This is a genomic window from Klebsiella sp. 4_1_44FAA (assembly GCF_000238715.1).
Lineage (GTDB): Bacteria > Pseudomonadota > Gammaproteobacteria > Enterobacterales > Enterobacteriaceae > Klebsiella > Klebsiella pneumoniae.
Genome location: NZ_JH414807.1, coordinates 47,718 through 71,378, shown reverse-complemented (window position 1 = coordinate 71,378; position 23,661 = coordinate 47,718). Strand labels below are relative to the sequence as shown.

The window sequence follows — 23,661 nt, the reverse complement described above, 5'->3', positions numbered from 1 at the left end:
GCGGCTTATCTCATGTCAGAAAGCCCGCGCATACGGTAAACTACGCGCAATTATAGCCCGGGCGGAATATTCTGGCCCTTCACTAATAAACAGAGGATTAAGGTATCTCATGGCTGAATGGAGCGGCGAATATATCAGCCCATACGCTGAGCACGGTAAGAAGAGTGAACAAGTAAAGAAAATTACGGTTTCCATTCCTCTGAAGGTGTTAAAAATCCTCACCGATGAACGCACGCGTCGTCAGGTGAATAACCTGCGTCACGCGACCAACAGCGAGCTGCTGTGCGAAGCGTTTCTGCATGCCTTTACCGGACAACCGTTGCCTAACGATGAAGACCTGCGTAAAGAGCGCAGCGATGAGATCCCGGAAGCGGCGAAAGCGATTATGCGTGAACTGGGAATCGACCCGGATACGTGGGAATACTGAGACGATAAAAAGGGCGGAATAATCTTCCGCCCTTTTTTCTTTCCCGCCCAGGCAGGCGGAAGAGACAAAAAAGCCGCCCTGAGGCGGCTTCTTCTGGCAACTTACTTGCTGCCCGGGATGCTGAAGCGCTTGTTGAAGCGGTCAACACGGCCACCGGTAGCAACATCACGCTGTTTGCCGGTGAAGAACGGGTGGCATTTGCCGCACACGTCGAGGTTCAGGTCGTGACCAACGGTGGAGCGGATTTTCATGACATTACCGCAAGAACAGGTAGCAGTAATTTCGTCGTAATTTGGGTGAATACCTTTTTTCATGGGAGAACCTCAGTTAAGGCCGCGTCGCTCTTCCAGCCCTAACGCCAGACACCACGCGATATTAGTAATTTCCCGTCGCCTTCTACGCTGCTGACAGCGTGAAGCACGCGGTAATGGTCAATCTTCAATGCGATATAAAGCGCATCAAAGGCGGCGAATCATACAGAATTTGACCAGCATATGCAAACTGATCCGCGCCGCCTTATCGTAATGTGTATACTATCCCGCCAGATTTCAAGTCAGGAAGATGACATGTCCGTCGCCCACGTTGCCCTACCCGTTCCGCTACCGCGCACTTTTGACTACCTGCTGCCTGAAGGCATGGCGGTCAAAGCGGGCTGTCGGGTGCGGGTGCCGTTCGGCAAACAGGAGCGGATCGGCATTGTCGCGGCGGTGAGCGAGCGCAGCGAACTGCCGCTGGATGAGCTAAAACCGGTCGCCGAAGCGCTGGACGACGAGCCGGTCTTCTCCACGACTGTCTGGCGACTGCTGATGTGGGCGGCTGAGTATTACCATCACCCGATCGGCGATGTGCTGTTCCATGCATTACCCGTTATGCTGCGCCAGGGCAAACCCGCCAGCGCCACGCCGCTGTGGTACTGGTTCGCCACCGAGCAGGGGCAGGTTGTCGACCTTAACGGTCTGAAACGCTCCCGGAAGCAGCAGCAGGCGCTGGCGGCGCTGCGCCAGGGCAAAATCTGGCGTCATCAGGTTGGCGAACTGGAATTCAATGAAGCGGCGCTGCAGGCGCTGCGCGGTAAAGGGCTGGCGGAGCTGGCCTGCGAAGCGCCCGCCCTCACCGACTGGCGCAGCGCGTATTCGGTTGCCGGCGAACGCCTGCGCCTGAATACCGAGCAGGCCACCGCCGTCGGGGCGATCCACAGCGCCGCCGATCGTTTCTCCGCCTGGCTGCTGGCGGGTATTACCGGCTCCGGGAAAACGGAAGTCTATTTGAGCGTGCTGGAGAATGTGCTGGCGCAGGGGCGCCAGGCGCTGGTGATGGTGCCGGAGATCGGCCTGACGCCGCAAACCATCGCCCGATTTCGCCAGCGCTTTAACGCGCCGGTGGAAGTGCTGCACTCCGGGCTCAATGACAGCGAACGTCTCTCGGCCTGGCTGAAGGCGAAAAATGGCGAAGCGGCCATTGTGATCGGCACCCGCTCCTCGCTGTTTACCCCATTTAAAGATCTCGGCGTCATCGTCATCGACGAAGAGCATGACAGCTCCTACAAGCAGCAGGAAGGCTGGCGCTACCATGCCCGCGACCTGGCGGTATGGCGCGCCCATAGCGAGCAGATCCCGATAATTCTCGGCTCGGCGACGCCGGCGCTGGAGACTCTGCATAACGTCCGCCAGGGTAAATACCGCCAGTTAACCTTAAGCAAACGCGCGGGCAATGCGCGCCCGGCCCAGCAGCACGTGCTCGATCTCAAAGGGCTACCGCTGCAGGCGGGCCTGTCTCCCGCGCTGATTAGCCGTATGCGCCAGCACCTGCAAGCGGATAACCAGGTGATCCTGTTTCTTAACCGCCGCGGCTTTGCGCCAGCGCTGCTGTGCCACGATTGCGGCTGGATAGCGGAATGCCCGCGCTGCGACAGTTACTATACGTTGCACCAGGCGCAGCACCATCTGCGCTGCCACCATTGCGACAGCCAGCGCCCAATCCCGCGCCAGTGTCCTTCCTGCGGCTCCACGCATCTGGTGCCGGTAGGGATCGGCACCGAGCAGCTGGAGCAGGCCCTGGCGCCGCTGTTCCCTGAGGTGCCTATCTCGCGTATCGACCGCGATACCACCAGCCGCAAAGGAGCGCTGGAGGAGCATCTCGCCGCCGTCCATCGCGGCGGGGCGCGTATTCTGATTGGCACCCAAATGCTGGCCAAAGGGCACCACTTCCCGGACGTCACCCTCGTCTCCCTACTGGATGTCGACGGGGCGCTGTTTTCCGCTGATTTCCGCTCCGCAGAGCGTTTCGCTCAGCTTTATACCCAGGTCTCCGGACGAGCGGGCCGGGCAGGAAAACAGGGCGAGGTCATTCTTCAAACCCACCATCCGGAACACCCTCTTTTGCAGACCCTGCTGTATAAAGGCTACGACGCCTTTGCCGAACAGGCGCTGGCAGAGCGGCAGACGATGCAGCTGCCGCCGTGGACCAGCCATGTGCTGATTCGTGCGGAAGACCATAACAACCAGCAGGCGCCGCTGTTTTTACAACAGCTGCGCAATCTGCTGCAGGCCAGCCCGCTGGCCGACGAAAAGCTATGGGTGCTCGGTCCGGTTCCGGCGCTGGCGCCAAAGCGCGGCGGCCGCTGGCGCTGGCAAATATTGCTGCAGCATCCTTCGCGGGTGCGTCTGCAACATATCGTTAGCGGTACGCTGGCGCTGATCAATACGCTTCCGGAGGCGAGAAAAGTGAAGTGGGTGCTGGATGTCGATCCGATTGAAGGATAAGCCTTCTCTTGCGAGCCGGATCGAAAAATTTAACAAGCATCACGTTTTTCATGAAAATTCTGTAACTCACTGCCGCGACTATCTGATAAAAATGATGCAGCAGTTAGCGCCCAAGGGAAATGCCAGCGCCATTCAGCGAGGAGAAACCAGGTGAAGCCCAAAAAACAAGTGGTTGCCGCCACCATGAAAGACGTCGCCCTCAAGGCAAACGTTTCCACGGCAACCGTGTCCCGAGCGTTGATGAACCCTGATAAGGTGTCGCAAGCCACCCGTAACCGGGTCGAGCAGGCGGCGCTGGAAGTCGGCTATTTACCGCAGTCGCTCGGACGCAATATGAAGCGCAACGAATCGCGAACGATCCTCGTGATCGTCCCGGATATCTGCGATCCCTTCTTTAGTGAAGTGATCCGCGGTATTGAAGTCACTGCCGCCGAGCACGGCTATCTGGTGTTAATCGGCGATTGCGCCCACCAGAATCAGAAAGAAAAAACCTTTATCGACCTTATCATCACCAAGCAGATCGACGGCATGGTGCTGCTCAGTTCGCGCCTGCCGTTTGACGCCAGCGTGGAAGAGCAGCGCAATTTGCCGCCAATGGTCATGTCGAATGAGTTTGCGCCGGAGCTGGAGCTGCCCACCGTCCATATCGATAACCTGACGGCGGCCTTTAACGCGGTAAATTATCTCCACGAGCTGGGACATCAGCGTATCGGCTGTATCGCCGGCCCGGAAGATATGCCGTTGTGCCATTATCGCCTGCAGGGTTATGTGCAGGCGCTGCGCCGCAGCGGTATCACCGTCGATCCGCACTATATTGCTCGCGGCAACTTTACCTTCGAAGCCGGCGCCAATGCGCTGGAGCAGCTCCTGGCGCAGCCGGTGCCGCCCACGGCGGTCTTTTGCCATAGCGATGTGATGGCGCTGGGCGCCTTATCGCTGGCAAAACGTCGCGGTCTGAAAGTGCCGGACGACCTGTCAATTGTCGGCTTCGATAACATCGCGTTGTCTGAATTTTGCGATCCGCCGTTGACCACGGTTTCACAGCCACGGTTTGATATCGGCCGTGAAGGAATGCTGCTATTACTGGAGCAAATGCAGGGGCATAACGTGAACAGCGGCTCGCGTCTGCTCGATTGCGAACTGATTGTTCGCGGCAGTACGCAAAAAATCAGACGATAACCATCAGGCTTTCGGGCCTGCTCTTCTGGTCAAAGGCCCGCCGCTTAAGTAACATGGCGGGCTGACGAACGAATATAAGACAGCGAAACGATAGTGGCACAACGAGATTATGTACGCCGAAGCCAACCGGCTTCTTCGCGGCGCAAAAAGAGCACGACCCGAAGCTCAAGGAATAAGCAAAGCAGCCTTCCGGCGATTTCACCGGCGATGGTGGCGATCGCGGCGGCTGTGCTGGTGGCCTTTATCGGTGGCCTCTATTTCATTACGCATCATAAGAAAGAAGAAGCGGAAGCGATGCAAAATCGCCAGGCCGCCGGCAACGGCTTGCCGCCCAAACCGGAAGAGCGCTGGCGCTATATTAAAGAGCTGGAAAGCCGCCAGCCTGGCGTCCGCGCGCCGACCGAACCGACCGCCGGTGGCGAAGTCATGAAACCGGAACAGCTGACCGACGAGCAGCGCCAGCTGCTCGCCCAGATGCAGGCCGATATGCGCCAGCAGCCGACCCAGCTGACCGAAGTGCCGTGGAACGAACAAACGCCGGCGCAGCGCCAGCAGACGCTTCAGCGTCAGCGTTTAGCGCAGCAACAGCAGCAGGCGCAGCAGCAACAATGGGCGCAGACTCAGGCGCAGACCGTCCAACAGCAGCCGCCGCGCGTTCAGCAGCCGAAGCCGGTTCAGCAGCAACAGCCGAAGCAGACCGTGTCAAACCAGCAGCCGTACCAGGATCTGCTGCAGACGCCAGCGCATACCAATACCACGCAGCCGCGCACCCAGGCCGCGGCGCCGGTAACTCGGGTGGAAGAAGCGCCGAAAACCACCGCCGAGAAGAAAGACGATCGTAGCTGGATGATCCAGTGCGGCTCTTTTAAAGGCGCCGAGCAGGCCGAAACCGTCCGCGCTCAGCTGGCTTTCGAAGGGTTTGCTTCGCACATTACCACTAACAACGGCTGGAACCGCGTGGTTATTGGCCCGTTGAAAGGCAAAGAAAGCGCCAACGAGATGATCACCCGCCTGAAGATGGCTGGACACGCGAACTGCATTCGTCTCGCCGCCAGGGGTTGAAACCCTCAAAATCCCCCCCATCTATAATTGCATTCGGCCCCGCGGACAGCGCGGGGCCCCTGTTCCGCTTTTGCAACCAAGGGGTCTGCTCGTGACTACAATTGTAAGTGTTCGCCGTAACGGCCATGTTGTTATTGCCGGTGATGGCCAGGCCACGCTGGGCAATACCGTGATGAAGGGCAATGTGAAGAAAGTGCGTCGTCTGTACAACGACAAAGTGATTGCCGGTTTCGCTGGCGGCACCGCCGACGCCTTCACGCTGTTCGAACTGTTTGAACGTAAACTGGAAATGCACCAGGGCCACCTGGTGAAGGCCGCCGTTGAGCTGGCCAAAGACTGGCGAACTGACCGGATGTTGCGCAAACTGGAAGCGCTGCTGGCCGTCGCGGACGAAAACGCGTCGCTTATCATCACCGGTAACGGTGACGTGGTACAGCCGGAAAACGATTTGATTGCTATCGGCTCCGGCGGTCCTTACGCCCAGGCCGCGGCCCGCGCGCTGTTGGAAAATACCGATATGGGCGCGCGCGACATCGCCGAGAAAGCGTTGGATATTGCAGGTGATATCTGCATCTACACCAACCATTTCCACACCATCGAAGAATTACCTTCTAAAGCGTAAGGATCTCCCATGTCTGAAATGACCCCACGCGAAATTGTCAGCGAACTGGACAAACACATTATCGGTCAGGACGCCGCCAAGCGTTCTGTTGCTATCGCCCTGCGTAACCGCTGGCGTCGGATGCAGCTTAACGAAGAGCTGCGTCATGAAGTCACGCCGAAAAACATTCTGATGATCGGCCCAACCGGCGTCGGTAAAACCGAAATCGCCCGTCGTCTGGCAAAACTGGCCAACGCGCCGTTTATCAAAGTTGAAGCGACGAAGTTCACCGAAGTGGGCTATGTCGGTAAAGAAGTGGACTCCATCATCCGCGATTTGACCGATGCGGCGATCAAAATGGTTCGCATGCAGTCCATCGATAAGAACCGTTACCGCGCGGAAGAGCTGGCGGAAGAGCGCGTGCTCGACGTGCTGATCCCACCGGCGAAGAACAACTGGGGCCAGACTGAGCCGTCGCAGGAACCGTCTGCAGCGCGCCAGGCGTTCCGTAAAAAACTGCGTGAAGGCCAGCTGGACGATAAAGAGATTGAAATCGATCTCGCTGCGGCGCCGATGGGCGTTGAAATCATGTCCCCTCCGGGCATGGAAGAGATGACCAGCCAGCTGCAGTCTATGTTCCAGAACCTCGGCGGCCAGAAGCAGAAACCGCGTAAGCTGAAAATCAAAGACGCGATGAAGCTGCTGATTGAAGAAGAAGCGGCCAAACTGGTCAATCCGGAAGAGCTGAAGCAGGAAGCCATCGACGCTGTAGAGCAGCACGGTATCGTCTTTATCGACGAAATCGACAAAATCTGTAAGCGCGGCGGCAACACCTCCGGCCCGGACGTCTCCCGCGAAGGCGTACAGCGCGACCTGCTGCCGCTGGTGGAAGGCTGCACCGTCTCCACCAAACATGGGATGGTCAAGACCGACCACATCCTGTTTATCGCCTCCGGCGCATTCCAGGTGGCCAGCCCATCCGATCTGATCCCGGAACTGCAGGGGCGTCTGCCGATCCGCGTTGAGCTGAAGGCGCTGACCACCCACGACTTCGAGCGCATCCTGACCGAGCCGAATGCCTCCATCACCGTGCAGTACAAGGCGCTGATGGCGACCGAAGGGGTGAACATCGAATTCACCGAAGACGGCATCAAGCGCATCGCCCAGGCCGCATGGCAGGTAAACGAAACCACCGAGAACATCGGTGCGCGTCGCCTGCACACCGTGCTGGAGCGCCTGGTGGAAGATATTTCCTATGATGCCAGCGAGATGAACGGCCAGACCGTCACTATCGATGCCGAATATGTGAGTAAACACCTGGATGTTCTGGTGGCAGATGAAGATCTGAGCCGTTTTATCCTATAATCCGGTGCAATGCATTTTCATCACTGTTGATGGGGGCTATCGCCCCCATTTTTATTGGCTAGAATAACTATGACTGATATCAGCCGTTCACAGGCGTGGCTGGAAAGCCTGCGTCCTAAAACGTTACCGCTGGCATTTGCCGCGATTATTGTTGGCACCGTCCTTGCCTGGGAGCAGGGCCATTTTGATCCCTGGGTTGCCCTGCTGGCGCTGATCACCGCCGGCTTGCTGCAAATTCTTTCCAACCTCGCCAATGACTACGGCGACGCGGTTAAGGGGAGCGATAAACCGGATCGCATCGGGCCGCTGCGCGGGATGCAGAAAGGGGTGATTACCCCCCAGCAGATGAAGCGCGCCCTGATCGTCACCGTCGTACTCATCTGCCTGTTTGGTCTGGCGCTGCTGTGCGCCGCCTGGCAGAGCGTCGGCGATTTCATCGGCTTCCTCGCCCTGGGAGGCCTGTCTATCGTGGCCGCCATCACCTACACGGTGGGCACCCGTCCGTATGGATATATTGGTCTGGGTGATATCTCAGTACTCGTTTTCTTCGGCTGGCTGAGCGTCCTCGGCAGCTGGTATCTGCAAGCCCATAATGTGGAAGCGGCCATTTTTCTGCCGGCGACAGCCTGCGGTCTGCTGGCGACCGCCGTGCTAAACATCAATAATCTGCGCGATATCGACAGCGACCGGCAGAACGGGAAGAACACTCTCGCCGTGCGCCTGGGCCCGGTCAATGCCCGCCGCTATCATGCCTGCCTGCTGCTCGGCGCCCTGCTGTGTCTGGCGCTATTTAACCTGCTGACGCTGCATTCAGCCTGGGGCTGGCTGTTTATTCTCGCCACGCCGCTGCTGGTGAAACAGGCGCGCTACGTCCTGCGCGAATCCGATCCGCTGGCGATGCGGCCAATGCTCGAAAAGACGGTCAAAGGGGCCTTACTGACCAACCTGCTGTTTGTTATCGGAATTATTGCCAGTAAGCTGATGGCTTAACTGACAAATATCAATTAACAATTGATGATTTTGCCAACAATGCGATTCGCGGGATATACTAAAAACTCTCGCAGCAACTGAACGTTAAGCCTATGAAATACGATACTTCCGAGCTTTGTGACATCTACCAGGAAGATGTCAACGTCGTGGAACCGCTGTTCTCTAACTTTGGAGGACGGTCGTCGTTTGGTGGACAGATCATTACGGTTAAATGTTTCGAGGATAACGGGTTGCTCTACGATCTGCTCGAGCAGAATGGCCGTGGTCATATTCTCCTGATCGACGGCGGCGGCTCAGTACGACGCGCGTTAATTGACGCAGACCTGGCGCGTCTGGCCGTCCAGAATGAATGGGAAGGGTTGGTGGTCTATGGCGCGGTGCGCCAGGTTGACGACCTTGAGGAACTGGACATTGGTATTCAGGCGCTGGCGGCTATTCCGGTCGGCGCGGCTGGCGAAGGCATCGGCGAAAGCGACGTGCGCGTCAATTTCGGCGGGGTGACTTTCTTCTCCGGCGACCATCTGTATGCCGATAACACCGGGATGATCCTGTCGGAAGACCCGCTGGATATCGAATAAACCTTCCGCCATAAAAAAGGCCTTCTCCATGAGAAGGCCTTTTGTTTATCCGGCGCGTAACTTAGTACAGTTTCTTCGCGCAATCCAGCCAGTCGTTCTTGAACGGACGCTTCATGTTCTCGATGGCATCGATGATGTCGTGGTGCACCAGCTTCTCGTTCTGGATGCCGACGCAACGGCCGCCATGGCCCTGCAGCAGCAGCTCAATCGCATAGGCGCCCATGCGGGAAGCCAGGATGCGGTCGTAAGGAACCGGGGAACCGCCGCGCTGAATGTGGCCGAGGACGGTGGCGCGAGTTTCACGGCCAGTCTCTTTCTCGATGTAGCTTGCCAGCTCGTCAACGTCGCACATGTGCTCGGTGATGGCCACGATAGCGTGTTTTTTCCCTTTCGCGATACCGGCTTTGATTTCTGCCACCAGATCGTCACGGGTATATTCCACTTCAGGCACCATGATGAACTCACAGCCGCCGGCAATCGCCGCCGCCAGGGTCAGGTCGCCACAGTAACGGCCCATCACTTCCACCACGGAGATACGCTGGTGCGAAGAGGAGGTGTCGCGCAAACGGTCAATCGCTTCCACCACGGTGCTCAGGGCAGTAAAGAAGCCGATGGTGTAGTCAGTGCCTTTGATATCGTTGTCGATGGTGCCCGGCAGGCCGATGCATGGGAAGCCCATCTCGGTCAGGCGCATCGCCCCCATATAGGAACCGTCACCGCCGATAACCACCAGCGCGTCCAGGCCGCGCTTCTTCATGTTTTCGATAGCCACAGCGCGGATGTGTTCTTCGCGGAATTCCGGGAAGCGAGCGGAGCCCAGGAAGGTGCCGCCGCGGTTGATCATGTCGGAAACGCTGTAACGGTCGAGCTGAACCATACGGTCTTCATACAATCCGAGGTAACCGTCATAGATTCCAAAAACTTCCAGACCTTCCGTTAATGCCGCGCGCACAACGCCACGAATTGCTGCGTTCATGCCCGGCGCATCACCGCCACTTGTCAACACACCGATTTTCTTAATCATGACTACCTCTGAACTTAGGAAGCAAAAAATAATTCTGTTGCCTGAAGCGCTCCCTCACCAGGAGTGCACGACGCTAATGACAATAGTATATCAAACGCCTCAAGCTGAATTGATTCAGGTCAGACCAAACGGCGGTAATTTATACAAAAAATGCCGATCTGCCCCACATTTTTACATCGAGTTTACAGACTATAACCTAACGCTCAAAAAAGCCCTGCTGCGCCGCTGGCACAACAGAGCTGGGATCCTGATGGATAATGACATCGGACCCCGGGAAACGGCGCAGAATCGCCTGCTCCACCTGGTCTGCAATCACGTGGGCTTGCACCAGCGGGAGGTTATCTTCCATTTCCAAATGAATCTGAATAAAGCGGGTCGGCCCTGACTGCCGCGTTCGTAGATCGTGCGCCCCGCGGATGCCGGGCCATGCGGTCACGATGGTGATAATGTCCTGACGCTCCTCGTCAGGCAAAGCGCGGTCGAGTAGTGACTGAACCGCCTCATAGCCCATCCGCAGCGCGCTATATAAAATATAGATGCCAATCCCCAGGGCAAACAACGCGTCGGCGCGATGCCAGCCGTACCAGGAGAGGCCCAGCGCCACCAGAATGGCGCCGTTCATCATAACATCAGACTGATAATGAAGCATATCCGCCCGCACCGCCTGGCTCTGGGTTTTTCGCACCACCCAGCGCTGGAAAGTCACCAGCGCCAGCGTACTAACGAGGGCGATCAATGTGACGACGACCCCGACGCCGGCGGCCTGCAGCGGCTCCGGACGCACCAGGTGCTGAATGCCGGTGAGAAACAGGAACAGCGCCGAGCCGGAGATAAACATGCTTTGCGCCAGCGCCGCCAGCGACTCCGCTTTGCCATGACCAAAGGTATGTTCTTCATCAGCAGGCTGTAGCGAATAGCGAACCACCAGCAGGTTGGTCAGCGAGGCGGCAATGTCCACCAGCGAATCCACCAGCGCAGCCAGAATACTGACAGAACCGGTATACCACCACGCAAAAATTTTGATCAAAAGTAACGCAGAGGCCATAGCCGTCGCTGCAATAGCGGCGCGGCTCACCAACCGGCCATAAGATTGATTCATATAGGCTCCTTCTCCTGCAATGCGCTTAGTATAACCCGAACTTGTGACGCTCACGGGATAGGCGAAGGAGTTGATTTACCGTAAAAAGGGCAAAAAAACCCCCACATCATGTGGGGGAAGACAGGGATGGTGTCTATGGCAAGGAAAACAGGGTTTGTTACTGGGGTTGCAGGGTGTTGCTACTACTCGAAAGCATCATCGCTGAGCCTTTCTGCATCCTTGCAACCTCACGCAACTGATCCATACGCTGCTGGTGCTTAGCATTTAAAACCGCTTGCTGCTCTGGCGTAAGCAGGTGGTACATCTGGTTGCGAACCTTAGCCATCTCGACCTGGCGGGCAACCTGTTCCTGCGCCATCTTTTCTGCCTGAGCGCGCACAGCGTTTTCATCAAAATTTTCTGCGGTGACAAGGCGATGCATTGTCTCCATTTCGCTAACATTAACGGGGAGCCTGTCGTGGCGTGCCCGTTGCATAAGATCCCGTAACTGCTGACGTTGCTGCTCGGTTAAACTTATGCCGTCAAACATATGGCTTTGGCTACCGCGCTGTCCCCCTTCGTCTCCGGGGAGCCAGTTAACGCTGGTAACGACTTCAGCGGCCTGGCTATATGCACTTAGCGCCAGCGTTGAGGCCATGACGGCAGCGATAACATTGCGCATCACATACTCCCAAAACGTTTGTGTCGCGATTCAACGAGAGACAGTCTACGATTCAGGCTGCAAACATGCGTCAGGGGGTGTAAAACAACGTAAAGTCATGGATTAGCGGGCCTTGATGACGTAATTTCTGCCTCGGAGGTATTTAAACAATGAATAAAATCCTGTTAGTTGATGATGACCGGGAGCTCACCTCCCTGTTAAAAGAGCTGCTCGATATGGAAGGTTTTAACGTGCTGGTGGCCCATGATGGGGAACAGGCGCTGGCCCTTCTGGACGACAGCGTTGATTTATTGCTGCTCGACGTGATGATGCCGAAGAAAAACGGTATCGATACGCTGAAAGAGCTGCGTCAGACACACCAGACTCCGGTTATCATGCTAACAGCGCGCGGAAGCGAGCTGGATCGCGTTCTCGGCCTCGAGCTGGGCGCGGATGACTATTTGCCTAAGCCATTCAACGATCGCGAGCTGGTGGCCCGTATACGCGCGATTCTGCGCCGTTCCCACTGGAGCGAGCAGCAGCAGACGACCGAAGCCGGCTCACCAACCCTGGAAGTGGATGCCTTAAGCCTCAATCCGGGCCGCCAGGAAGCCAATTTCGATGGCCAGACGCTGGAGCTCACCGGCACCGAGTTCACCCTGCTCTATCTGTTAGCGCAGCATCTCGGTCAGGTAGTCTCCCGTGAGCATTTAAGCCAGGAAGTGTTAGGCAAGCGCCTGACGCCGTTCGACCGCGCCATCGATATGCATATTTCCAACCTGCGGCGTAAGCTACCGGAGCGCAAAGATGGCCATCCGTGGTTTAAAACGCTGCGTGGCCGCGGGTATCTGATGGTTTCCGCTTCATGATTGGACGTTTGACTGCACGCATCTTCGCCATCTTCTGGCTCACGCTGGCGCTGGTGTTGATGCTGGTGCTGATGTTGCCCAAACTGGATTCCCGGCAGATGACCGAGCTGCTGGAAAGCGAGCAGCGTCAGGGCATCATGATCGAGCAGCACGTCGAGGCCGAGCTGGCCAACGATCCGCCAAACGACCTGATGTGGTGGCGTCGTTTGTTTCGCGCCATCGATAAATGGGCGCCTCCGGGACAACGCCTGCTGCTGGTGACCAGCGAAGGCCGCGTGATCGGCGCAGAACGCAACGAAATGCAGATCATTCGTAACTTTATCGGCCAGGCCGATAACGCCGATCATCCGCAGAAAAAACGCTATGGCCGCCTGGAAATGGTGGGCCCGTTTTCCGTCCGGGACGGGGAGGATAACTATCAGCTCTATCTGATTCGTCCCGCCAGCACCTCACAATCCGACTTTATTAACCTGCTGTTTGACCGGCCGCTGCTGCTGCTGATCGTCACGATGCTGGTCAGCGCCCCGCTGCTGCTGTGGCTGGCGTGGAGCCTGGCGAAACCGGCGCGTAAGCTGAAAAATGCCGCCGATGAAGTCGCCCAGGGCAACCTGCGCCAGCATCCGGAGCTGGAAGCCGGACCGCAGGAGTTTTTAGCCGCTGGCGCCAGTTTTAACCAGATGGTGACGGCCCTGGAGCGGATGATGACCAGCCAGCAGCGGCTGCTGTCCGATATCTCGCACGAGCTGCGCACGCCGCTTACGCGCCTGCAATTAGGTACCGCCCTGCTGCGTCGCCGCAGCGGAGAGAGTAAGGAGCTGGAGCGTATCGAAACTGAAGCGCACCGGCTGGACAGCATGATCAACGACCTGCTGGTGATGTCGCGCAATCAGGCGAAAAACGCCCTGGTCAGCGAGACGGTGAAAGCCAATCAGCTATGGAACGAAGTGTTGGACAATGCGGCCTTTGAAGCTGAGCAGATGGGGAAATCTTTCACCGTTGAGTATCCGCCGGGCCCATGGCCGCTGTACGGTAACCCTAATGCGCTGGAAAGCGCGCTGGAGAATATCGTGCGCAACGCCCTGCGCTACTCGCATACGAAAATTTCCGTCAGCTTCTCGGTGGATAAAGACGGGATTACGGTTAACGTCGATGACGACGGCCCGGGAGTCAGCCCGGAGGATCGCGAACAGATTTTCCGGCCATTCTACCGGACCGACGAGGCGCGCGACCGCGAGTCCGGCGGCACCGGCCTGGGGCTGGCGATTGTCGAAACCGCTATTCAGCAGCACCGCGGCTGGGTGAAGGCCGACGACAGCCCGCTGGGTGGTCTGCGTTTAACAATCTGGCTGCCGCTGTATAAACGAACCTGACGCCGACCCGGCCTGCGCTGTGCGGCGCTGCGCCGGGAGCATCCCTGGGAATACTTAATATGGGGGATTATTTCCCCCATAATCTCCGCGAACTATCCTCTATCTTGCCGCTTAAACGCCGTTTCTGCATCGTTCGGCTCCAGCTAACAGACAGGCCCGCTGCCGACAATAAGCGGTGGTACTGATCATCATCAAACGGCATCTGCCAGGCAATCGCCCCGGCCTCATGAACGCTGACATCACTCAGCCGGGAAACCAGCTCGAGCGGCGCATCGCTGGAAACTTGCCCTCCGGCAATCACCCGGTACAGCCAGCCGGTTTTTCCGCTGTTTTGCATCAGCTGCGCCATATCATTGATCGCAAAATGAAAGTTGAGCTTGAAGCACGGCGATCGCGGCTGGGTGACCTGGATCAGCGCCTCGCCCCAGCGAAAGATATCGCCGATATAAACGTTTTGCTCGGTAAGCCCGGTGGTGGAGAGGTTTTCGCCGAACGCCGGCGCGCAGAACCGCTCGGCCTGCTGGGGGAAGTCACGGATCCAGTCGGCATAGTGTTCACGCGGATAATGACACAGCGCGCGGTCCGGCCCGCCGTGGATTTTCTTCTCCGCCTGCTGGTCCCCATCGAGACCGAGATCGCCGAGCTGCAATTCTCCGTCGACCTGGATTTTGTCGATCGCGCTGGGGCGACTGCCCACGTAGTCCCTGATTTTGCCGACAAAGACATTCACCGGATAATGCATGGCTGCTCTCCTTGCTACAGATATAAAAAAAGCGAGTCATCAGACTCGCTTCTCTTTTAGCGCAATGCAACCTTATTTTTTGGCGGCAAAACGCGCTGCAGCTTCGTCCCAGTTCACTACGTCCCAGAAGGCTTTGATGTAGTCCGGGCGGCGGTTCTGGAATTTCAGGTAGTAAGCGTGTTCCCAGACGTCCAGGCCGATAATCGGGAAGCCGGAAGCGCCGGAAATGGCTTCGCCCATCAGCGGGGAATCCTGGTTGGCGGTGGAGACAACGGCCAGTTTGTCACCTTTCAGGACCAGCCACGCCCAGCCGGAGCCGAAACGGGTAGCAGCGGCTTTTTCGAATTCCGCTTTGAAGTTCTCCACGGAACCGAAATCGCGCTCGATAGCCGCTTTCAGGTCGCCCTGCAGGGTGGTACCGGTTTTCAGGCCTTTCCAGAACAGGCTGTGGTTCGCGTGGCCGCCGGCGTTGTTACGCAGTACGGTTTTTTTGTCAGCCGGCAGCTGATCCAGCTTGGTAATCAGCTCTTCAGCGGACAGGTTAGCGAACTCCGGCAGGCTTTCCAGCGCGGCGTTGGCATTGTTCACGTAGGTCTGGTGGTGTTTAGTGTGATGGATCTCCATCGTCTGCTTGTCGAAGTGCGGTTCCAGAGCATCGTAAGCGTAAGGCAGGGATGGCAGGGTATAGCTCATAATCATCTCCATTATTGTCGAGCGGCTCAAGTGTTAACGCCGCGTAAGCAGTTTGTCCATTATAGTTAATTAAATGGTATTGAAAATGCTTATCAATGCCGTATTTTTCATATGGATATAACCAGAAGAAATACCCGTCGTTTTGTGATGTAGAACAACTAATTAAGCCCATGGTTGCCAGGGTTCGCCATCCTGTGGCAACGTCCTGAAGGCGGCCAAAGCGGCCAATTTTTACACTCATCCCATCGGAAGCCGCCGTCTCCGATAAAAAAAGATGAGGATAAAATCAATGAACCACGCGATTACGATGGGTATTTTTTGGCATTTGATAGGGGCCGCCAGTGCCGCCTGTTTCTATGCCCCGTTCAAGAAAGTAAAACACTGGTCGTGGGAAACCATGTGGTCGGTCGGGGGGATCGTCTCCTGGCTGATTCTGCCCTGGGCCATCAGCGCCACGCTGTTACCCGACTTCTGGGCCTACTACCGCTCTTTTAGCGCCTCCACGCTGCTGCCGGTCTTTCTGTTCGGCGCCATGTGGGGCATTGGTAATATCAACTATGGCCTGACCATGCGCTATCTTGGCATGTCGATGGGGATTGGCATCGCCATTGGCATCACGCTGATTGTCGGCACGCTGATGACGCCGATTATTAACGGTCAGTTTGCAGTGCTGATGCACACCCAGGGCGGTCAAATGACGCTGCTCGGCGTGCTGGTGGCGGTGATTGGCGTCGGCATCGTCACTCGCGCAGGCCAGCTGAAAGAGCGCAAAATGGGCATCAAAGCCGAAGAGTTCAATCTGAAGAAAGGGCTTCTGCTGGCGGTAATGTGCGGTATCTTCTCCGCAGGGATGTCGTTCGCGATGAACGCCGCCAAACCGATGCATGATGCCGCCGCGGCGCTCGGCGTCGACCCGCTGTACGCAGCGCTGCCAAGCTACGTGGTGATTATGGGCGGCGGGGCGCTGGTTAACCTTGGCTTCTGCTTTATTCGTCTGGCGAAAGTGAAGAACCTGTCAGTCAAAGCCGATTTCTCGCTGGCCAAACCGCTTATCATCAGCAACCTTCTGCTCTCCGCCCTCGGCGGTCTGATGTGGTATCTCCAGTTCTTCTTCTATGCCTGGGGCCACGCCAGCATTCCGGCGCAGTATGATTATATGAGCTGGATGCTGCACATGAGTTTCTACGTGCTGTGCGGCGGTGTGGTGGGTCTGGTGCTGAAGGAGTGGAACAACGCCGGCCGTCGTCCGGTGAGCGTCCTGAGCCTCGGCTGCGTGGTGATCATCATCGCCGCCAATATCGTCGGTCTGGGAATGGCCAGTTAATCACCGGATCATCTGCCTGACAACGACGCTCTTCAGGCGGCGGCGCGACTGCGCTGCCGTCACTGCCCCGGCGACATGCCGATTTCCCGGCTAAAAACCACCGAAAAGTAGTTACTGTCCTCAAAGCCGCACTGCATGGCGATATCGCCGATTAAGCGCTCGGTATGCTGCAGCAGATACTGCGCATGGCAGATCCGCAGCTGGCGTAAATAGTGATTGATGGTCATCCCGGTTTGCTGGCGAAACTACTGGCGAAGCGCCCGCTCGCTGCCGCCCTCCTGCTCGCAGAAACGCTCCAGAACAAAGGGGCGGCTAAGGCTGGCCGCCAGCGCGGCCAGCAGTTTGTCCAGCAGCTCTTCGCGCTGCGTCGCCGCGGGATCATCCGTCGCGTAGCGATGGCGCTGCAACGTCAGCGCCAGCTGGGCAAAAAGCAGTTCGGCCATCGCATTTCCCTGCGCGTCGCGCCGGGCGCACTCATGCTCAAGCTGGCTAATCACCTGGCGCGCCTGCGCCATACCTGTGCTGCCCATGCGCCAGTGGGGCTTCCACGGCGTGCCGAAGAGGCCAGGGATCGCCCCGGCCCAGTCAAAATTGAGCTGCAGCCGCTCCGGGCAATAGATGATGTTCTGCAGAACCAGATCGTTAACGGAAGCATAGGAGTGTTTATCTTCGGCGCGAATGTAGAACAGATCGCCGCGGGTAATGCGCCAGGGGCGATCGTTAAGGACGTGCAGCCCGTTGCCTCGCCACACCAGAACCAGCTCGCAGAACTCATGGGTATGTTCGGCAAAGACATTTTGCGGGTAGCGGTCTGCCACCGCCACTGCCTGTGTGGCGGAAGGGAAAAACTCCTCTTTACGTAAAATCAGACCGGCCACGGCTCACACTCCAAACGCGGATAACGGCGCATTATTCGCGTTTTTAGTCTGCAATACGTTGACTCTTCTCGCGTTACTGAAGAATGGCGTCGCGCCCCTGGCGGATATCGCGCGGCGACCAGTCGAACTCCCGGCGAAAAAGCGTCGAAAAGTGGTTACTGTCGCCGAAGCCGCAGCGATAAGCGATATCAGTCACGCTTTCATCGCTGTGGCGCAGCAGGTGGCGGGCTTTCATCAGGCGCACCCGATTAAGATAGCGCTGTGGCGTCAGACCGGTTTGCTGCTTCAGCTGGCGGTGCAGCGTACGCAGCGACAGCGAAAACTGCGCCGCCACCTCCTCCCAGCAGATCTCCTGCGCAAAATGGTCTTCGAGCCAGGCCAACAGCTGATTCAGCCGCGCATCGTTGTTGGTGGCCTCTTCCGCAAGGCTGCTTTTACGTAACAGCACCAGCAGCTGCATAAACAGGATCTCACGGCTGGCGACGGCATGAGTATCCGTTTCGCTCCCCACGGCCTCGATCTGCGCCACGATATGCCGCACCTGTTGCAGGACGGTTTGATTCACCCGCCAGTGCGAGGGGTAGTTTCCTTCCTGTTCCTGGGGCAGTAGTTGACTGACCCCGGCGAGAAAGCGAAACGCATCCGGCGCGCGATAGAGCACATTGGTCAGACACAGATTATCCGTGTGCTCGTAAAGATGGCGGTCGTGATCGCGGATAAAACAGACCGAACCGCCGCCAATGGTGTAGGGCTGGCCATTGAAGACGTGAATACCCGATCCCTGCTCCACGATAACTATTTCATGGAAATCATGGTGATGTTCCGGAAAGGCCGACTGAGGGAGGCGGGGTTCAATAGCCACCGTCGAGATCCCGGCCTTAAAGAAATCCGTACTGTGCAATATGGTCATGATGCCACCCTCGTAATGAGAAAAATTATCAGTCACCGGCTGATAGTAATGAAGGGTTGGCTATCCGGCCTTCAATTTTTGACCGCGAAATTCGTAAATCCTGCCGCTTTTTCAAGAATCAGCCGGAAAGATGCGGAACTGCGGAGGCCATCACATCCCCCTCGCCATCCCCTAAAACCGCAAACTGTGATGTCCCTCACGGTCACCTTTGCTTTCTTGCCAGCGGCCAGTTTTGGCTGTCCGTAGCGAGAAGGTGTCAGTAAACGGCCTTTTTTAGACTGCGGACAATGATTTTAAGAAGGATCGTTTCATGAGTATTCGTCATTGTGTCGCTGTCGATTTAGGCGCCTCCAGCGGGCGGGTGATGCTCGCCAGCTATCAGCCCGGGCCGCGCGCCCTGACGCTGCGCGAAATTCATCGCTTCACCAATAGTCTGCAGAAAGTAGACGGCTTCGACTGCTGGGATGTAGATAGCCTGGAAGGCGAGATCCGCCGCGGGCTGGAGAAAGTGTGTGAGCAGGGCATTCTGATAGACAGTATCGGCATCGATACCTGGGGGGTAGATTATGTCCTGCTGGATAAGCAGGGCCAGCGCGTCGGGCTGCCGATTTCCTATCGTGACGACCGCACCCAGGGCCTGCTGCGTCACGCTGAAGCGCAGCTGGGCAGGGCGGAAATCTATCGCCGCAGCGGCATTCAGTTTTTGCCGTTTAACACGCTTTATCAGCTGCGCGCGCTGGTGGAGCAGCAGCCGGAGCTGGTCAGTCAGGCTGCCCATGCCCTGCTGATCCCCGACTATTTCAGCTTCCGCCTGACCGGCAATCTGAACTGGGAATATACCAACGCCACCACCACCCAGCTGGTCAATATTAACAGCGATAGCTGGGATGAGACGCTGCTGAACTGGACCGGCGCGCCGTTGGCGTGGTTCGGAAAGCCGACCCACCCCGGCAATGTGATAGGCCACTGGATCTGCCCGCAGGGTAACCGAATTCCGGTAGTCGCTGTCGCCAGCCACGACACCGCCAGCGCGGTGATCGCCTCCCCGCTGGCCGACCGCCATGCCGCCTATCTCTCCTCCGGCACCTGGTCGCTGATGGGGTTTGAAAGCCTGACGCCGTACACCTGCGACGCGGCGCTGCAGGCCAATATCACCAACGAAGGCGGAGCCGAAGGCCGCTATCGGGTGCTGAAAAATATCATGGGCCTGTGGCTGCTGCAGCGGGTGCTAAAAGAGCAAAACGTCAGCGACCTGCAGGGGCTGATCGCCCGCACCGCCGCGCTACCGGCGTGCCGCTTCATAATTGACTGCAACGATGACCGCTTTATCAACCCGGCCAGTATGAGCGCCGAGATCCAGGCCGCCTGTCGCGACGCCGGGCAGCCAGTTCCTGAAAGCGATGCCGAACTGGCGCGCTGCATTTTCGACAGCCTGGCGCTGCTCTACGCCCGGGTGCTTAACGAGCTGGCGGCGCTGCGCGGCCACCCCTTCAGCCAGCTGCATATCGTCGGCGGCGGCTGTCAGAACACGCTGCTCAACCAGCTGTGCGCTGACGCCTGCGGGATCGCCGTCGTGGCCGGCCCGATAGAGGCCTCCACCCTCGGCAATATCGGCATCCAGTTAATGACCCTCGACGAGCTGGCCAATGTCGATGAGTTTCGTCAGGTAGTGCGCGGCAACGCGGCGCTCACCACTTTTACCCCCAATCCTGATAGTGAAATTGCCCGTTTCGTGGCGCAGTTTCAGCCACAACAGACCAAGGAGCTTTGCGCATGACCACTCAACTTGAACAAGCCTGGGAAATTGCTAAGCAGCGCTACGCCGCCGTCGGCGTGGATGTCGAGGAGGCCCTGCGCCAGCTGGACCGTCTGCCCGTCTCCATGCACTGCTGGCAGGGTGACGACGTCGCCGGTTTCGAAAACCCGGCGGGAAGCCTGACCGGCGGTATCCAGGCGACCGGCAACTACCCGGGCAAAGCGCGCAATGCAGAAGAACTCCGCGCCGACCTTGAGCAGGCGCTGAGCCTGATCCCGGGGCCAAAGCGTCTCAATCTGCACGCTATTTACCTGGAATCCGACGCGCCGGTAGCCCGCAATGAGATTAAGCCGGAGCACTTTAAAAACTGGGTTACGTGGGCGAAAGCCAACAAACTGGGGCTGGATTTCAACCCCTCCTGCTTCTCGCATCCGCTGAGCGCCGACGGCTTTACCCTGTCGCACGCCAACGATGAGATCCGCCAGTTCTGGATCGACCACTGCAAAGCCAGCCGCCGCGTATCCGCTTATTTTGGCGAACAGCTGGGCACGCCGTCGGTGATGAATATCTGGGTGCCGGACGGCATGAAGGATATAACCGTTGACCGCTTCGCCCCGCGCCAGCGGCTGCTGAACGCCCTTGATGAGGTGATCAGCGAGAAGCTCGACCCGGCGCACCATATCGACGCCGTGGAGAGCAAGCTGTTCGGCATCGGCGCCGAAAGCTACACCGTCGGCTCCAACGAGTTCTATATGGGTTACGCCACCAGCCGTCAGACGGCGCTGTGCCTCGATGCCGGCCACTTCCATCCGACGGAAGTGATCTCCGACAAGATCTCCGCCGCCATGCTCTACATCCCGCGCCTGCTGCTGCACGTCAGCCGCCCGGTGCGCTGGGACAGCGACCACGTGGTGCTGCTGGATGATGAAACCCAGGCCATCGCCAGCGAAATCATTCGCCATAACCTGTTTGACCGCGTGCACATCGGCCTCGACTTCTTCGATGCCTCCATCAACCGCATCGCGGCCTGGGTGATTGGCACCCGCAATATGAAAAAAGCGCTGCTGCGCGCCCTGCTGGAACCGACCGCCCAGCTGCGCCAGCTGGAGAACGACGGCGATTACACCGCCCGCCTGGCGCTGCTCGAAGAGCAAAAATCGCTGCCGTGGCAGGCCATCTGGGAGATGTACTGTCAGCGTCACGACACGCCGGCGGGCAGCCAGTGGCTGGACAGCGTACGGGCTTATGAGAATGCGGTTCTGAGCCAGCGCGGGTAATGCACGAGCTTCCCCGGGTCGCGGCTGACGCCTTACCCGGGCTACGAACCGGTAGCCCGGATAAGCCGTTTACGGCGCAATCCGGGGGCACGCACATATTTAGGGTGAGGGGGTCAACCCCGCACCGAATCAACAGGAAAGACAAGACTATGCAGACCATTATCGACGCCTGGTTCGTCCAGGGCATGATCAAAGCCACCTCCGACGCCTGGCTGAAAGGCTGGGACGAACGCAACGGCGGCAACCTGACGCTGCGTCTGGATGAAGCGGATATCGAACCTTACGCGGCGGATTTCCACGCCCAACCGCGCTATATCGCCCTCAGCCAGCCGATGCCAACCCTGGCCAACCAGCCGTTTATCGTCACCGGCTCCGGCAAATTCTTCCGTAACGTCCAGCTCGACCCGGCCGCTAACCTCGGCGTGGTGAAGGTCGACAGCGACGGCGCGGGATACCATATCCTGTGGGGCCTGACGGAGGATGCCGTCCCGACCTCCGAGCTGCCGGCACACTTCCTGTCGCACAGCGAGCGCATCAAACTGACCGGCGGCAAAGACCGGGTGATCATGCACTGCCATGCCACCAACCTGATCGCCCTGACCTATGTTCTGGAGAACCACAGCGATCTTTTCACCCGTAAGCTGTGGGAAGGTAGCACCGAATGTCTGGTGGTCTTCCCGGATGGCGTCGGCATTCTGCCGTGGATGGTGCCGGGCACCGATGAAATCGGCCAGGCGACCGCCGAAACCATGCAAAAACACTCGCTGGTGCTGTGGCCGTTCCACGGCGTCTTCGGCAGCGGCCCCACGCTGGATGAGACCTTCGGCCTGATCGATACCGCCGAGAAGTCCGCCGAGGTGCTGGTGAAAGTCTTGTCGATGGGCGGGATGAAGCAGACCATCACCCGCGACGAGCTTATCGCCCTTGGCAAACGCTTCAACGTGCAGCCGCTGCAGTCCGCTTTAGATCTTTATCCATAACAACATCGCGCCCCGCTCACCGAGACGGGGCGAAATATCACCTGCAAACCCTACAAAACTAACTCATGTGGAGTAAAAGCAATGAAAACAAAGACAAGCTTGATCCTCACCGTTGCCGCCCTGGCGTTGTCCGGTTCCGCCATAGCCGAAGTTAAAATCGCCCTTGTGGCGAAATCGCTGGGAAATGGCTTCTTCGAAGCCGCCAACGTTGGCGCCCAACAGGCAGCCAAGGAGTTAGGTGATGTCAAAGTGATCTACACCGGCCCGACCACTACCACCGCCGAGGCGCAGATCGACGTGCTGAACGGGTTGATCGCCCAGGGGGTGGATGCGATCGCCATTTCCGCCAACGATCCGGACGCGGTGGTGCCGGTGCTGAAAAAAGCGATGCAGCGCGGCATCAAGGTGGTCTCATGGGACTCCGGCGTGGCGCCGGCAGGCCGTCAGATCCATCTTAACCCCTCAAATAACGCCTTAATTGGCGAAACCAACGTCAAGCTTGCCGCCGATGCGCTGCAGGCGCTGAACGTTGAGAAAGGCGAGGTGGCCGTGTTAAGCGCCACCCCAACCTCCACGAACCAGAACATCTGGATTGAGGAGATGAAAAAGGTGCTACCGCAGTATCCGTCGGTGCAGCTGGTCACCGTCGCCTACGGTGACGATCTGTCGGATAAAAGCTACCGCGAAGCGGTGGGTCTGCTGAAATCATATCCGGACCTGAAAGTCATTGTCTCGCCGTCGTCGGTGGGGATTGTTGCCGCCGCGCAGGCGGTGAAGGACCAGGGCAAAATCGGCAAAGTGTATGTCACCGGGCTGGGGCTGCCGTCGGAAATGGCCGGCGCGATCAAGTCCGGCGCCAGCAAAAGCTTCGCCATCTGGAACCCGATTGACCTGGGCTACGCCGCCACCTATCTGGCCGACGATTTAGTCAAAGGCACGGCGACCAAAACCGAAGCCAGTATGGGCAAGCTGGGCAAAGTGAAGCTGGACGCCGAGGGGAATGGCGCGATGGCCAAGCCGTTTGTCTACGATGCGAGCAACATCGATAAGTTCTCGAAAATTTTCTAATCCTTGTTCCCTCACCCCGGCCCTCTCCCGGAGGGAGAGGGGGAACGGCTGGCCCTCTGCGCGATGC

The 23,661-nt window shown here is 58.0% G+C and carries 22 protein-coding genes and 1 pseudogene; 15 read left to right on the top strand and 8 right to left on the bottom strand.

Going from position 1 to position 23,661, the window contains the following annotated elements; all coding sequences use genetic code 11:
• The first annotated feature begins 109 nt into the window (after window positions 1–109).
• A complete protein-coding gene (gene metJ, locus HMPREF1024_RS02740) occupies window positions 110–427 on the top strand; it encodes a met regulon transcriptional regulator MetJ (protein WP_002882924.1) in 318 nt (105 codons plus the stop codon).
• Window positions 428–528: 101 nt separating this feature from the next.
• Here the strand turns inward: metJ and rpmE are convergent, their stop codons facing one another.
• A complete protein-coding gene (rpmE, locus tag HMPREF1024_RS02745; RefSeq protein ID WP_002882922.1) occupies window positions 529–741 on the bottom strand; it encodes a 50S ribosomal protein L31 in 213 nt (70 codons plus the stop codon).
• Between the two features lie 252 nt (window positions 742–993).
• Here rpmE and priA point away from each other — a divergent pair, with 252 nt between their 5' ends.
• The 7 genes from priA (at window position 994) to rraA (ending at window position 8,964) form a co-directional block, all read left to right on the top strand.
• Entirely contained in the window at window positions 994–3,189 is a 2,196-nt protein-coding gene (gene priA, locus HMPREF1024_RS02750) for a primosomal protein N' (RefSeq protein WP_009309733.1), read from the top strand.
• 150 nt (window positions 3,190–3,339) lie between these two features.
• Complete coding sequence (cytR, locus tag HMPREF1024_RS02755; protein WP_002882921.1) at window positions 3,340–4,368, top strand: DNA-binding transcriptional regulator CytR; 1,029 nt, start codon at window positions 3,340–3,342, stop codon at window positions 4,366–4,368.
• 93 nt (window positions 4,369–4,461) lie between these two features.
• The gene (gene ftsN, locus HMPREF1024_RS02760) at window positions 4,462–5,430 is read left to right on the top strand and encodes a cell division protein FtsN (RefSeq protein WP_071526720.1); all 969 of its coding nucleotides are present in this window, start codon (window positions 4,462–4,464) and stop codon (window positions 5,428–5,430) included.
• 91 nt (window positions 5,431–5,521) lie between these two features.
• Window positions 5,522–6,052 carry an ATP-dependent protease subunit HslV gene (gene hslV / locus HMPREF1024_RS02765; protein WP_002882918.1) on the top strand — a complete coding sequence of 177 codons (531 nt, stop codon included), beginning with the start codon at window positions 5,522–5,524 and terminating at the stop codon, window positions 6,050–6,052.
• Window positions 6,053–6,061: 9 nt separating this feature from the next.
• Window positions 6,062–7,396, top strand: a complete 1,335-nt coding sequence (gene hslU, locus HMPREF1024_RS02770; RefSeq protein WP_002882917.1) for an HslU--HslV peptidase ATPase subunit — start codon at window positions 6,062–6,064, stop codon at window positions 7,394–7,396.
• A gap of 69 nt (window positions 7,397–7,465) precedes the next feature.
• Window positions 7,466–8,386 carry a 1,4-dihydroxy-2-naphthoate polyprenyltransferase gene (menA, locus tag HMPREF1024_RS02775; protein WP_009309732.1) on the top strand — a complete coding sequence of 307 codons (921 nt, stop codon included), beginning with the start codon at window positions 7,466–7,468 and terminating at the stop codon, window positions 8,384–8,386.
• Between the two features lie 92 nt (window positions 8,387–8,478).
• On the top strand, window positions 8,479–8,964 hold the full coding sequence (gene rraA / locus HMPREF1024_RS02780; protein WP_002882913.1) for a ribonuclease E activity regulator RraA: 486 nt from the start codon (window positions 8,479–8,481) through the stop codon (window positions 8,962–8,964).
• A 61-nt stretch (window positions 8,965–9,025) separates the two neighbouring features.
• Here the strand turns inward: rraA and pfkA are convergent, their stop codons facing one another.
• From pfkA to cpxP, 3 genes are all read right to left on the bottom strand, one after another.
• Window positions 9,026–9,988, bottom strand: coding sequence for a 6-phosphofructokinase (pfkA, locus tag HMPREF1024_RS02785; protein WP_002882911.1), 963 nt, complete (start codon window positions 9,986–9,988; stop codon window positions 9,026–9,028).
• Between the two features lie 196 nt (window positions 9,989–10,184).
• Window positions 10,185–11,087 (bottom strand): CDF family cation-efflux transporter FieF, encoded by a 903-nt coding sequence (fieF, locus tag HMPREF1024_RS02790; RefSeq protein WP_002882907.1) that lies wholly within the window; start codon window positions 11,085–11,087, stop codon window positions 10,185–10,187.
• 157 nt (window positions 11,088–11,244) lie between these two features.
• Window positions 11,245–11,748 carry a cell-envelope stress modulator CpxP gene (gene cpxP / locus HMPREF1024_RS02795; RefSeq protein WP_004178004.1) on the bottom strand — a complete coding sequence of 168 codons (504 nt, stop codon included), beginning with the start codon at window positions 11,746–11,748 and terminating at the stop codon, window positions 11,245–11,247.
• 149 nt (window positions 11,749–11,897) lie between these two features.
• On the opposite strand from cpxP, the gene cpxR reads away from it, so the two are divergent.
• The gene (gene cpxR, locus HMPREF1024_RS02800; RefSeq protein ID WP_002882901.1) at window positions 11,898–12,596 is read left to right on the top strand and encodes an envelope stress response regulator transcription factor CpxR; all 699 of its coding nucleotides are present in this window, start codon (window positions 11,898–11,900) and stop codon (window positions 12,594–12,596) included.
• Window positions 12,593–13,966, top strand: coding sequence for an envelope stress sensor histidine kinase CpxA (cpxA, locus tag HMPREF1024_RS02805; RefSeq protein WP_009309731.1), 1,374 nt, complete (start codon window positions 12,593–12,595; stop codon window positions 13,964–13,966). Before cpxR ends, cpxA begins: the two co-directional genes overlap by 4 nt.
• Window positions 13,967–14,033: 67 nt before the next feature.
• On the opposite strand, the gene yiiM is transcribed toward cpxA, so the two are convergent.
• Both yiiM and sodA read right to left on the bottom strand, forming a co-directional pair.
• Window positions 14,034–14,708 (bottom strand): 6-hydroxyaminopurine reductase, encoded by a 675-nt coding sequence (gene yiiM, locus HMPREF1024_RS02810; RefSeq protein ID WP_004187194.1) that lies wholly within the window; start codon window positions 14,706–14,708, stop codon window positions 14,034–14,036.
• Window positions 14,709–14,780: 72 nt separating this feature from the next.
• Window positions 14,781–15,401, bottom strand: coding sequence for a superoxide dismutase [Mn] (gene sodA, locus HMPREF1024_RS02815; protein ID WP_002882894.1), 621 nt, complete (start codon window positions 15,399–15,401; stop codon window positions 14,781–14,783).
• A 289-nt stretch (window positions 15,402–15,690) separates the two neighbouring features.
• Between sodA and rhaT the strand changes: the two genes are divergently transcribed.
• The gene (rhaT, locus tag HMPREF1024_RS02820) at window positions 15,691–16,725 is read left to right on the top strand and encodes an L-rhamnose/proton symporter RhaT (protein ID WP_002882892.1); all 1,035 of its coding nucleotides are present in this window, start codon (window positions 15,691–15,693) and stop codon (window positions 16,723–16,725) included.
• Between the two features lie 59 nt (window positions 16,726–16,784).
• Here the strand turns inward: rhaT and rhaR are convergent.
• Together rhaR and rhaS (HMPREF1024_RS02825) are read right to left on the bottom strand one after the other, a co-directional pair.
• A pseudogene (gene rhaR / locus HMPREF1024_RS0127590) lies at window positions 16,785–17,603 on the bottom strand (HTH-type transcriptional activator RhaR).
• Window positions 17,604–17,676: 73 nt separating this feature from the next.
• Complete coding sequence (rhaS, locus tag HMPREF1024_RS02825; protein ID WP_004178008.1) at window positions 17,677–18,513, bottom strand: HTH-type transcriptional activator RhaS; 837 nt, start codon at window positions 18,511–18,513, stop codon at window positions 17,677–17,679.
• 310 nt (window positions 18,514–18,823) lie between these two features.
• Here rhaS (HMPREF1024_RS02825) and rhaB point away from each other — a divergent pair, with 310 nt between their 5' ends.
• The 4 genes from rhaB to rhaS (HMPREF1024_RS02845) all read left to right on the top strand — a co-directional run bounded on the left by rhaB (window position 18,824) and on the right by rhaS (HMPREF1024_RS02845) (window position 23,594).
• The gene (rhaB, locus tag HMPREF1024_RS02830) at window positions 18,824–20,290 is read left to right on the top strand and encodes a rhamnulokinase (RefSeq protein ID WP_002882885.1); all 1,467 of its coding nucleotides are present in this window, start codon (window positions 18,824–18,826) and stop codon (window positions 20,288–20,290) included.
• On the top strand, window positions 20,287–21,546 hold the full coding sequence (rhaA, locus tag HMPREF1024_RS02835; RefSeq protein WP_004150375.1) for an L-rhamnose isomerase: 1,260 nt from the start codon (window positions 20,287–20,289) through the stop codon (window positions 21,544–21,546). Before rhaB ends, rhaA begins: the two co-directional genes overlap by 4 nt.
• Before the next feature lie 149 nt (window positions 21,547–21,695).
• Window positions 21,696–22,526 carry a rhamnulose-1-phosphate aldolase gene (gene rhaD, locus HMPREF1024_RS02840; protein WP_004187188.1) on the top strand — a complete coding sequence of 277 codons (831 nt, stop codon included), beginning with the start codon at window positions 21,696–21,698 and terminating at the stop codon, window positions 22,524–22,526.
• A gap of 81 nt (window positions 22,527–22,607) precedes the next feature.
• Window positions 22,608–23,594: a rhamnose ABC transporter substrate-binding protein gene (gene rhaS, locus HMPREF1024_RS02845; protein WP_004187886.1), complete on the top strand. Its 987-nt coding sequence runs from the start codon at window positions 22,608–22,610 to the stop codon at window positions 23,592–23,594.
• The last annotated feature ends 67 nt before the right edge of the window (window positions 23,595–23,661 follow it).